Consider the following 11,385-nt stretch of genomic DNA (forward strand, 5'->3'; position numbering starts at 1 on the left):
ATGAAACCGATCATAAGGATAATAAATAATTTTACAATTTGTTCTGTTAAAATGAGACTTACAGTCATAAAATCCACTCTCCTATTCTATAATAAAAAGCAAGTCAGCACACGCCGCTTGCCCCTTCATAGACTTTTCTCTTTTTTCTGAAGCCGATTATAGTCCCTTAAATTTTGTTTGTCAATACATCGTACAAAAATGTCACTTATTATTTTTAGAACAATTTATCCATCTGTCGAACATTTTCTTCATTTCGCTGTCTTTATACTTCAAATCTGTGCATCACCTAATACAAAAATCCTGATGAAAAATTGATATAGTTCTTCAACTTTTCATCAGGATTCATCTTTATGCCTGCAGTAAGTCGTCCATCACTTCTTCCACTGTCTCTATCTTCTCAGCCCGCCAAGCATCAGCACCGCAGAATAATAGTGCTTCATCAGTTTCACCCTTTGCCGCATGGAGCAGAGACTCCGTAATGCAATAAGGAATTTCCGAAGGCTTACAGCCCTTCATGCAGAGCAGGCACTTCTTCGGTGATATCCTTTCACCGGCCATCACCCGCTCCATAAAAGGATTCATAATGGCCCTGCCCGGCATCCCCACAGGACTTTTCACAATCTGAATATCTTCTTTATTTGCCCGGATATAAGCTTCTTTGTAACGGATATCTGCATCACATTCTTCTGTCGTTACAAAACGCGTAGCAACCTGAATGCCATCCACTCCAAGGCTAAAAGCATGCTTTGCCGCTGCTCTGTCATAAATGCCGCCGGCCAGTACGACCGGAATTGAACAACCGTATTTTTCACTATATTTTCTGACAACAGCCATGATCTTTTTCACTTCATCATCATAACTTTTTTCGGTATATTCTTTATCATCATATTCGGCATATTCTTCCAACTGTTCACGACTAAAACCGAGATGCCCACCGGCTTTCGGTCCCTCGATCACCACAAGATCCGCTGTACGATGGTATTTTCTGTCCCAGTATTTCAGGATAACCGCCGCCGAACGTTCCGTTGATACAATCGGTGCAATCTTGGTCTGACTTGCTGCTGCCAGTCCCGGCAGATCAAGGGGCAGTCCCGCACCTGAAATGATCAGATCCGCACCGGCTTGCACTGCCGCCCGGACATGTCCCTCATAATCTCTCAATGCAGTCATGATATTAAAACCGATGATCCCCGTTGGTGCAATTTTCCTTGCTTTAGCCAGTTCTTTGCCGATGGCCCTTCGGCAGGCTTCCGCCGGATGTTCTTCAAAATCCGGCTCCCGAAAACCAATCTGGGCCGTCGAGATCACACCGACGCCTCCGGCTTTCGCCACTGCACCCGCCAGCCCTGACAGACTGATGCCGATGCCCATGCCGCCCTGAATAATCGGCTTTTTGACTGTCAGATCACCAATTTTTAATTCTGGATATATCATCATAATGCCCTGAACCTCCGATATCTCATCTCTGCAATCTCATCCCCTGTCATTGCCAGCTGTTTTCTGAAAAATATTTTCATACATCTGTCCATTTTCAGTGTCAGTTCCGGCAGTGTCTCTATGGTGAGATCTTCCGGTTCTTCAAAAACACGCTCCACCATGCCATGTTTTTGAAGATCTGCCGCCGTCAGTCGCATCACAGCTGCCGCCTCCTTCGCTTTATGGCTATCCTTCCAGAGGATACTTGCAAAGCCTTCCGGTGAGAGAATGGAGTAAATAGAATTTTCAAGCATCCACACTTCATCGGCCACTGCCATCGCAAGCGCACCGCCGCTGCCGCCTTCACCGATCACGATTGACAGAACCGGTGTCTTAAGACCGGGCATTTCAAACAGATTGCGTGCAATGGCTTCTCCCTGCCCACGCTCCTCTGCTTCCATACCGCAGAAGGCACCCGGTGTATCGACAAAACAGATGACCGGTCGATGAAATTTTTCTGCCTGTTTCATTAAACGCAGGGCCTTTCTGTAGCCCTCTGGTGACGGCATAGCAAAATTGCGCAGAACATTCTCCCTTGTATTACGTCCCTTTTCCTGGGCGATCACCGTCACAGGCATCCCGTGGAATCTGGCGATACCGCCTACAATGGCCGGATCATCCCCAAAATACCTGTCACCATGCAGTTCTGTAAAGTCCGAAAATAAATCTTCTATATATTCTGTGCCGACCGGTCTTTCCTTCTTTCTGGAAGCCAGAACCCTGTCCCAGGCAGATTTCTTTTCATCTTTTTTTGCAATGGATAATTCTTCACTCATATTCAGATCCGGATTCTCAGATGACTCTGACACTTCCTTATAGTTTCTGAGTCTTTGCTCCGCCTCAGGATTTTTCTCATGCAGTGACAGAAGATGCTCCAGACGATTTTTCAGGTGTTCTCTTTCTACAATCTGATCAATAAAACCATGTTCTAAGAGGAATTCCGAACGCTGAAAACCCTTCGGCAGCTTTTGTCCGATGGTCTGCTCAATGACTCTTGGTCCCGCAAAACCGATGAGTGCATTCGGTTCTGCCAGAATAATATCCCCCAGCATGGCAAAACTGGCTGTAACACCGCCGGTTGTGGGATTTGTAAGAACCGAGATATAGAGCTGTCCCGCATCATGATGTCTTTTTAAGGCGGCAGATGTTTTCGCCATCTGCATCAGAGAATGAATACCTTCCTGCATTCTGGCCCCGCCGGAGCAGGCAACAATGATCACCGGCACCTTTCGCTCTGTGGCTTTCTCAATGGCTCGTGTAAGCTTTTCCCCAACAACTTTGCCCATGCTGGCCATCATAAAATGGCTGTCACACACGGCCAGTACCACTTCATGACCGCCAATCCTTGCAAGGCCTGTAGTCACCGCTTCATCAAGGCCTGTCTTCTCACGAAGAGCTTCAACTTTATCTTCATAGCCTTTGTAATGCAGCGGATTTCCGGATGTAAGGCCTGTATCCCATTCCTTGAAACTTTCCTCGTCTGCCAGCATCTCGATGCGGCGTCTTGCCGGTACACTAAAATAGTTGCCGCATTTCGGGCAAATATACTGATTGCCAATAATACTTTCTGCCAATACCACTGCTCTGCAGGCATTGCATTTGCGCATCAGCCCTTCAGGCACCTCCGGTGATGACTCCCCGGAGTTTTGAACATTGGCCTTCCTGTTTGTCAATGTAATGTAATTTTTCTGATTGGTCTTTTTAAACATATTTCCAAGCTTCATTGTTCATCCCTCCTGTCATTCTGTCATCCTGTCACTTCACCGGCTTTTTTCATTGCCCGTCATCAGCAATCAGCTTTTTCCAACCATCGACATCCTCCGGCAGCTTTTTCCTGCCGTCATCAGCAATCGTTTTTTCGCTGCCTGGCATTATCAATATTTCCTGCCACGCTGCAAAACATTTTACACTTCAGCTGCATAACGATGGTTCAGTAATTGTTCCTCTTTATCTGCAATAAATTCAATATCAAAATCACCGTTCTGGTAATCCGGATCATTTAAAATCTCATATTGATAATCCACATTGGTATCAATGCCCTCAATAATCACTTCTCCCAGAGCGCTGCGCATCTTTGTGATGGCTTCATTTCTGTTTTTCGCAAATACGATCAATTTCGCCAGCATATTGTCATAGTACGGCGATACTTCATAACCGCTGTAAATGGCTGAATCAATACGTATGCCTTTGCCGCCGGGGAGATACATATCTGTGATTTTTCCCGGACACGGCCGAAAACCTTTATAAGGATTTTCCGCATTAATACGGCATTCAATGGCATGTCCCGTCAGCTTCACATCCTCCTGAGTATAGGACAGTTCCCGCCCGTCGGCAATACGGATCTGCTCTTTGATGAGGTCAATCCCTGTTACCCACTCTGTTACCGGATGCTCCACCTGAATACGGGTATTCATTTCCATAAAATAAAAACGGCCGGTTTTTTCAAGCAAAAACTCAATGGTTCCCGCATTGACATATCCTGCAGCCTTTGCCGCATTTACCGCCGCCTCCCCCATTTTCTGACGCAGTGCATCACTCATAATGGCACAAGGCGATTCTTCAATCAGCTTCTGGTGATTTCTCTGGATGGAGCAGTCACGCTCGCCCAGATGGATCACATGACCATAACTATCCGCCAGAATCTGGAACTCGATATGTTTCGGATGCTCCACAAAGTGCTCCAGATACATAGTATTATCGCCAAAAGCTGCCATAGATTCCTTCTGGGCTGTCATAAAAGCATTTTCCAGTTCATCCTGATGATAAGCCACACGCATGCCTTTGCCGCCGCCGCCAAGGGCCGCCTTGACAATGACCGGATACCCCACTTCTTCTGCAATGGCCAATGCTTCTTCTGCATGATACAAGGGTTCCTTGCTTCCCGGGATCACCGGTACCCCTGCCGCGATCATCGTATTTCTGGCATTGGATTTATTGCCGAGTTTGCGGATGACATCTGCGGTTGGTCCGATGAAAATAATATGACACTGCTCACATAAAGCTGCAAATCGATCATTTTCCGACAAAAATCCGAATCCCGGATGGATAGCGTCTGCACCGGATACAATGGTGGCACTGATGATCTGCTCCATATTCAGATAACTCTCAGAAGAAGGCGCCGGCCCGATACAGATGGCTTCATCCGCCAGCTGTGTATGAAGGGCTTCCCTGTCTGCTTCTGAATAAACAGCCACCGTTTCTATGCCCATTTCCCTGCAGGCCCGGATGATACGCACCGCAATTTCTCCGCGATTGGCAATTAAAACTTTTCTGATCATCTTTATTCCCCGATAGCCAGTGTCAGTTCGGCTTTGACAGCCACTTCTCCATCCACGGAGGCAATGGCCTCACCCACAACAACAGGTCCTTTCTGACGAATAATTCTTGCTTCCAGTTTCAATTTATCTCCCGGCACAACTTTTCTTCTGAAACGGCAGTTTTTGATACCGCCGAAATAGCCAAGCTTGCCTTTATTCTCTTCCTGCATCAGCACAGCCACTGCACCCACCTGAGCCAGGGCTTCGATGATCAATACCCCGGGCATCACCGGTTCCTGTGGAAAATGCCCTGCAAAAAAGTCCTCTCTGTATGTCACGCATTTATAGCCCACAGCATATTCGCCGGGTTCATAATCTTCGATATAATCCACCAGCAAAAAAGGATGTCTGTGCGGAAGAATCTCTTTAATCTCATTAATTCCAAGATGTTTCATTAGTCTAACTTCTTTCTTATATATTACAAAATCAGTTCAGCACTTACCTGCACAGCCCAGGCAATTCTATACAACCTAGGCAATTCTGAACAGCGGCTGGCCATATTCTACCATCTCGCCGTTTTCCACAAGAATTTCATCCACTGTGCCGTCAAAATCACTCTCAATATCATTCATCAGCTTCATGGCTTCCACAATAGCCACTGTCTGACCTTTTTTCACCGTATCACCCACAGCTACATAAGGGGCTGCATCCTCAGCAGGTGCGGCATAAAATGTGCCCACCAACGGTGATTTCACAAGAAAACCTTTCTGCTCTGCCTCTTTTGTTCCGGCTGCCTTCTCCTCTGAATCTGCTGAAGCTTCTGACATTGCTGATGCTGCAACTGCCTGCATCGGCATCACTGACTGGCTGACACCGGCCGCCGGCAATGTCTGTACCGCTGTCACTACTTCTTTTTCCTTCTTCAGGTTCAGACACACACCCTCTGCTTCATATTTAAAACCCGTCAGTTCTGAATCTGACACGGCCCGTATCAATTTTAAAAGTTCATCTAATTCCATTTTTACACCTGGCCTTCATACTTCTTGAAAAGAAGAGACGCATTATGTCCGCCAAACCCGAGGGAATTGCTGATGGCATACTGAATATCTTTCTCTACAGGTCCGTCAATGGCATAGTTTAAGTCACAGCCCTCGCCAAGTTCTTTCGTTCCGATAGTCTGGTGGATAAATCCCTCTTCAATAGCCTTCACTGAAACAATACTTTCCACCGCACCGGCAGCACCCAAAAGATGACCGATCATGGATTTCGTCGAATTGATGACAAGATTTTTGGCATCCTCGCCAAAAGCTTTCTTAATTGCCTTTGTCTCAAAAAGGTCATTGTGATGGGTGCCTGTACCATGGGCATTGATATACTGTACTTCAGATGGAGCAATGCCTGCCTCTTCCATGGCCAGTTCCATAGCTTTGGCGGCACCGCTGCCGTCCTCTGCAGGGGATGTGATATGATAAGCATCGCCTGTAGCACCATAGCCCACCAGCTCTGCATAAATATGTGCACCTCTTGCTTTGGCATGCTCTAACTCTTCCAGTACCACTACACCGGCACCTTCACCAAGAACAAAACCGCCCCTTTCCTTGTCAAAAGGAATAGATGCGCGATCCGGATCCTGGACTGTGGTTAAAGCTGTCAGTGCTGTAAAACCTGCAACCGCTGTCGGGCAGATGCAGCTCTCTGTACCGCCGGCAAACATTACCTCCGCATCCCCATACTGGATAGCGCGAAGAGCATCACCGATACAGTTTGTTCCTGTGGCACAGGCTGTCACCACATTAGTACACTTACCTTTTAAACCAAGCTGGATTGACACATTGCCTGCCGCCATATTGGAGATCATCATCGGTACAAGCAGCAAATTCACTCTGCCCGGTCCCTTTGTCTCAATGGTCTGGCAGGCTTTTTCAACCTGCTGCAGGCTGCCCACACCGGAACCGATGATCACGCCGCAGCGATAAGGATCTTCTTCCTGAATATTAAAGCCGGCATCCGCGCAGGCTTCCTTTGCTGCTGCCACCGCATACTGTGAAAAAGTCTCCATACGCTTCGCTGCCTTGAAATCCATCAGCTCTTTCGCTGAAAAATCCTTGACCTCTGCTGCAATTTTTACTTTATAATCTGTGGTATCGAATTTGGTAATTGATCCGATACCGTTTTTGCCTTCCTTGACATTCTTCCAGAAAGACTCTACGTTATTGCCGATAGGTGTCACTGCACCCATACCTGTAATCACTACTCTGCGCTTTTCCATCATTTTCTCCATTCTGAAATCTATCCATATCACCTATATAAGCAATCCGCCTACATGGCCATGCCGCCGTCCACGTGCAGCACCTGTCCCGTTATGTAAGCCGCTTCATCCGACACCAGAAAGGCTGCCGCATTGGCCACATCCTCTGCCTGTCCGAAGCGCTTCAGCGGAATCTGCTTCATCATCTCATCCTTCACTTTATCTGACAGATCTGCCGTCATATCCGTTTCAATCATTCCCGGAGCAATAGCATTCACCGTAATGCCTCTGGAAGCCAGTTCTTTGGCTGCGGATTTTGTCAGGCCAATGATACCTGCCTTGGAAGCTGAATAATTGGCCTGTCCTGCATTGCCGGCCACACCCACGACAGAAGCCATATTGACAATCCGTCCATAGCGCTGACGCATCATCTGTCTGGCTGCAAACCGGATACAGTGAAAAGTGCCTTTCAGATTCACATCGATGACACTGTCAAAATCTTCTTCCTTCATGGCCATCAACAGTCCGTCCTTCGTGATGCCTGCATTATTGATCAGAAAATCAATCCGGCCGTATTTTTCTGTCACAGCCTTGAAAAAAGCTTCACAGGCTGCAAAATCACTGACATTGCACTGAAAAATATCCGCCCTGCCGCCTTCATCTATGATCTCCTGCTGTACAGCCGCAGCCTTGCTTTCTGAACCATTGTAATTAATAATCACTGTCGCACCGCAAGCTGCCAGTTTTTTGGCAATGACCCGTCCGATACCTCTGGAAGCACCGGTCACAACTGCTGTCTTCCCATCAAATTTTCCCATTTCGTTCTCCTGTTTCTATCCCACATCAAATGATTAATTGTCTAAGTTCTTCAATAACTTTCTGTGCGTCCTCCACCGTATTCACTGTGTAAACTTTTGCATTACGGTTAATTTTCCGCATAAAACCTGCCAGCGTCTTTCCCGGTCCGATTTCAACAAATGTATCCACGCCATCGGCGATCATTCGCTCCATAGAGGCCTGCCATCTGACAGAGGAAGCTACCTGTTTTGCCAGAAGAGCTCTTGTTTCATGAATATCGGTGACATATTCCGCTGTGACATTGGTCACATAAGGGATTTTCAGTTCTGACCACTGCATATCTGCCATCTCCTGATCCAGCGCTTCGCCGACCGGAATCATCATCGGTGAATGGAACGGTCCGCTGACATTCAGCATGACGCATCTTCTGACACCGGCTGCTTTTAATGCTTCCACCGCCTGCTCCACCGCCGATTTTTTGCCGGTAATAACAATCTGTCCCGGGCAGTTGTAATTGGCAATGCTCACATCCTCAATCGGTGCCAGACATTTTTCAATCAGCTCTGTTTCTGCACCAATGACAGCCGCCATGGCCCCCTTACCTTTTGGTACGGTATTCTGCATGAGAATTCCTCTTTTGCGTACAAGACGAATGGCATCTTCCGTTGTCATACCGCCAGCCGACGCAATGGCACAATATTCGCCGAGGCTTAATCCGGCTGTAACATCCGGATTAAGTCCTGCTTCTTCCAGAACGGCCGTCATGGCCAGACAGGTTGTCACCATGGCCGCCTGTGTATATTCCGTCTGATCTAATAAATCATTCTCTTCAAAGCACAGTGCTTTCATATCCATATTTAAAATCTCTGAGGCTTTATCATAAATCTCCGCCGCCAGAGGGCTGTATGCATAAAAATCTTTGCCCATTCCCGCTTTCTGGGCACCCTGTCCCGGGTAAATAAACGCTATTTTATTCATAATATTTTCTCCCAAAACATTCTTCTGTCTCTCTCACCAGTTTCCGGATCAGATCATGACAGTTCATCACTTCTTTGACCATGGCGGCACTCTGACCAGCCATGACACTGCCATTCACCACATCTCCGTCCACGACAGCTTTTCTTAAACCGCCGAGGGTCAAAAGCTCCAGTTCTTCAAATCCTGCTCCGGATTTTTCCAGTTCCAGATACTTCTTCGTCATCTGATTTCTCAATGCTCTGACAGGATGTCCCGTTGTTCTTCCTGTTACACGGGAATCGATATCTTTTGCCTTAATAATGGCTTTTTTATAATTCTCATGGACCTGTGATTCCTCTGTTGTAACAAATACTGTTCCCAGCTGAACCGCTTTAGCCCCCAGCATAAAGGCTGCGGCCATACCGCGGCCATCCGCGATACCGCCGGCTGCGATTACCGGAATCTTCACTGCGTCAACAATCTGAGGCACAAGAACCATTGTTGTATTCTCTCCAATATGGCCGCCGGCTTCACAGCCTTCAGCCACCACTGCGTCTGCACCGCAGCGTTCCATTCTTCTTGCAAGTGCTGTGGAGGCTACCACCGGGATGACTTTCACACCAGCCTCTTTCCACATCTGCATATATTTTTCAGGGCTTCCGGCACCGGTTGTTACAACTTTCACGCCTTCTTCCACAATGACTTTCGCTACTTCATCCGCATAAGGACTCATCAGCATAATATTGACCCCGAAAGGTCTGTCTGTCAGCTTTCTTGCTGACCGGATCTGTTCACGCACCCATTCTGCCGGCGCACTGGCTGCGCCTATCAGTCCAAGTCCACCGGCATTTGATACGCCGGCTGCAAGATGATACTCAGCAACCCAGGCCATGCCGCCCTGGATAATCGGATATTCTATTCCAAGCAATTCGGTTACTTCCGTCTTCATATTACAACCTCTTTCTGTCTGTTTTTGATGTCTGTCTTTTCCGTCAATACAGCATTCTGTTTTCCTGCTGTTATTCTTCTATTCAGCTGTTACCCTGTCTTTCTTAGTTCTGATGAGCTGTCAGATAATCCACCACATCACCGATGGTCTTTAAGGTGCCCATGGAATCTGCATCAATTTCAATACCGAATTCATCCTCAAAATTCATGACCATATCCATCAGGTCAAGGGAATCTGCACCAAGGGATTCAAATGTTGTCTCTGCATTCAGATTACCAGCTTCTACTCCAAGTCCTTCTGCTACAATTGCGATTACTTTCTCTAACATAATTTTGTTCTCCTTTTCGTTGATATATATTTTTATTTTTTATTATGTAACTTCTGTCTGTACCCCATCCGAAGATGAAATACATCCCGCATCTGATGATACCTGCCGCCCTGAGACAAATTATGCCTCACCGCTTCAGATTCGAATTATGCATGCCACTCCATATAGACAGCGCCCCATGACAGACCGGCGCCAAAACCGGCCATAATGATTTTCTGTCCACCTTTAAGCTGACCACTTCTGTTCATCTCATCCAAAAGAATCGGTATGCTGGCGGATGAAGTATTGCCACATTCCGCGATATTCATCGGGAACTTCGCGATATCCGATTTTAACCGCTTTGCTATAGCTTCAATGATCCGCTCATTGGCCTGATGGGTGATAAACCAGTCAATGTCTGCCTCTGTGCAATGCATCTGTGTCATCAAAGACTTTGCCATCTCCGGCATCTTTCTCACCGCAAACTTAAAAACTGCCGTGCCATCCATATCAATGTAGGTCTTACGGTCTGCTTCCCTCTGCTGCCAGTCATTCTGCACGCGGCTCTCGCAGGCCAGTACATGACCCATGGTGCCATCAGAGCCTGCAACCGAAGGATAAAGCTCTCCTTCTTCAGCCTGAACAACGGCTGCACCGGCGCCGTCACCAAACAGGATACAGCTGCTTCGATCCTCCCAGTTATTGATAGCTGACAGCGTCTCGCTGCCGATGAGCAGAATTGTCTGATACAGCCCCGCCGCAATATACGCCTGAGCCGTCTGATAAGCAAAGACAAATCCGCTGCAGGCTGCACTGAGATCAAAACATACTGCCCGGTCTGCCCCCAGAGCCGCCTGAACCTGAAAAGCCACACCGGGAATCACAGCATTCGGCGTAATGGTGGATACCAGAATCATATCGATTTTCTCCGGCAGCACATGGCCATTCTCAAGGGCCCGTCTCCCGGCCTCCACCGCCATACTCACCGTGGTCTCGTATCCGGATGCAACGTGTCTCCGGACAATCCCGGTCCGTTCGCGAATCCATGCATCACTGGTCTCAACAATCTTCGCAATATCATTATTATCGTAATATTTCTCCGGCAAATAAGAACCCGTGCCGCATATCCTGCCTCTCATAGTTCATCTCCATCTGTCAAATAACTGTTTTGAATTTTAGTTTTAATATAAAATCTTTTTGATTTAAAATAATTTGATATTCAAATCTTTTGATACTATAACATAATTAGCAGAAGTTGGCAAGTAGTTTTTTGATAAAAAAGAAAAGTGCGGTTTCCAAATATATCAAAGAGTTTCAAAAAGAGCTTATTCATTACAGGCCGCTCCCGCTGCCAACGCTCGGTAGTGGTACATAAGGCAGTACAAAACACTGC

General features: G+C 47.1%; 11 protein-coding genes. All 11 read right to left on the reverse strand.

All coding sequences use genetic code 11. The annotated features are described in order from the left end of the window. Positions 1-348: 348 nt before the first annotated feature. A complete protein-coding gene (locus WMO25_RS08455) occupies positions 349-1,437 on the reverse strand; it encodes an NAD(P)H-dependent flavin oxidoreductase (protein WP_349084961.1) in 1,089 nt (362 codons plus the stop codon). After that, positions 1,434-3,200: an acetyl-CoA carboxylase, carboxyltransferase subunit beta gene (gene accD, locus WMO25_RS08460; RefSeq protein ID WP_349084963.1), complete on the reverse strand. Its 1,767-nt coding sequence runs from the start codon at positions 3,198-3,200 to the stop codon at positions 1,434-1,436. The genes WMO25_RS08455 and accD overlap by 4 nt, the downstream gene beginning before the upstream one ends. 180 nt (positions 3,201-3,380) lie before the next feature. After that, positions 3,381-4,754 (reverse strand): acetyl-CoA carboxylase biotin carboxylase subunit, encoded by a 1,374-nt coding sequence (locus WMO25_RS08465; protein ID WP_349084964.1) that lies wholly within the window; start codon positions 4,752-4,754, stop codon positions 3,381-3,383. A 2-nt stretch (positions 4,755-4,756) separates the two neighbouring features. Further along, positions 4,757-5,188 (reverse strand): 3-hydroxyacyl-ACP dehydratase FabZ, encoded by a 432-nt coding sequence (gene fabZ / locus WMO25_RS08470; protein WP_015514642.1) that lies wholly within the window; start codon positions 5,186-5,188, stop codon positions 4,757-4,759. 75 nt (positions 5,189-5,263) lie between these two features. Further along, on the reverse strand, positions 5,264-5,752 hold the full coding sequence (gene accB / locus WMO25_RS08475) for an acetyl-CoA carboxylase biotin carboxyl carrier protein (protein ID WP_349084966.1): 489 nt from the start codon (positions 5,750-5,752) through the stop codon (positions 5,264-5,266). 2 nt (positions 5,753-5,754) lie between these two features. After that, a complete protein-coding gene (gene fabF / locus WMO25_RS08480; RefSeq protein ID WP_349084971.1) occupies positions 5,755-7,005 on the reverse strand; it encodes a beta-ketoacyl-ACP synthase II in 1,251 nt (416 codons plus the stop codon). Positions 7,006-7,052: 47 nt separating this feature from the next. Continuing rightward, a complete protein-coding gene (gene fabG / locus WMO25_RS08485) occupies positions 7,053-7,799 on the reverse strand; it encodes a 3-oxoacyl-[acyl-carrier-protein] reductase (protein WP_349084967.1) in 747 nt (248 codons plus the stop codon). A gap of 25 nt (positions 7,800-7,824) precedes the next feature. Continuing rightward, entirely contained in the window at positions 7,825-8,757 is a 933-nt protein-coding gene (gene fabD, locus WMO25_RS08490; RefSeq protein WP_349084968.1) for an ACP S-malonyltransferase, read from the reverse strand. Next, positions 8,750-9,733, reverse strand: a complete 984-nt coding sequence (gene fabK / locus WMO25_RS08495; RefSeq protein WP_349084973.1) for an enoyl-[acyl-carrier-protein] reductase FabK — start codon at positions 9,731-9,733, stop codon at positions 8,750-8,752. The genes fabD and fabK overlap by 8 nt, the downstream gene beginning before the upstream one ends. A gap of 55 nt (positions 9,734-9,788) precedes the next feature. Continuing rightward, on the reverse strand, positions 9,789-10,013 hold the full coding sequence (locus tag WMO25_RS08500) for an acyl carrier protein (RefSeq protein ID WP_015514648.1): 225 nt from the start codon (positions 10,011-10,013) through the stop codon (positions 9,789-9,791). A gap of 146 nt (positions 10,014-10,159) precedes the next feature. Beyond that, positions 10,160-11,131, reverse strand: coding sequence for a beta-ketoacyl-ACP synthase III (locus tag WMO25_RS08505; RefSeq protein ID WP_349084969.1), 972 nt, complete (start codon positions 11,129-11,131; stop codon positions 10,160-10,162). Positions 11,132-11,385: the final 254 nt, after the last annotated feature.

It is taken from the genome of Coprococcus intestinihominis, from assembly GCF_040096555.1.
Lineage (GTDB): Bacteria > Bacillota > Clostridia > Lachnospirales > Lachnospiraceae > Coprococcus_A > Coprococcus_A intestinihominis.

Excerpts from the sequence above, each read along its gene's own strand:
- WMO25_RS08465 (WP_349084964.1), bottom strand. The coding sequence starts at position 4,754 with ATGATCAGAAAAGTTTTAATTGCCAATCGCGGAGAAATTGCGGTGCGT.
- fabF (WP_349084971.1), bottom strand. The coding sequence starts at position 7,005 with ATGATGGAAAAGCGCAGAGTAGTGATTACAGGTATGGGTGCAGTGACA.
- WMO25_RS08455 (WP_349084961.1), bottom strand. The coding sequence starts at position 1,437 with ATGATGATATATCCAGAATTAAAAATTGGTGATCTGACAGTCAAAAAG.
- fabD (WP_349084968.1), bottom strand. The coding sequence starts at position 8,757 with ATGAATAAAATAGCGTTTATTTACCCGGGACAGGGTGCCCAGAAAGCG.
- WMO25_RS08505 (WP_349084969.1), bottom strand. The coding sequence starts at position 11,131 with ATGAGAGGCAGGATATGCGGCACGGGTTCTTATTTGCCGGAGAAATAT.
- fabZ (WP_015514642.1), bottom strand. The coding sequence starts at position 5,188 with ATGAAACATCTTGGAATTAATGAGATTAAAGAGATTCTTCCGCACAGA.
- accB (WP_349084966.1), bottom strand. The coding sequence starts at position 5,752 with ATGGAATTAGATGAACTTTTAAAATTGATACGGGCCGTGTCAGATTCA.
- WMO25_RS08500 (WP_015514648.1), bottom strand. The coding sequence starts at position 10,013 with ATGTTAGAGAAAGTAATCGCAATTGTAGCAGAAGGACTTGGAGTAGAA.
- fabG (WP_349084967.1), bottom strand. The coding sequence starts at position 7,799 with ATGGGAAAATTTGATGGGAAGACAGCAGTTGTGACCGGTGCTTCCAGA.
- accD (WP_349084963.1), bottom strand. The coding sequence starts at position 3,200 with ATGAAGCTTGGAAATATGTTTAAAAAGACCAATCAGAAAAATTACATT.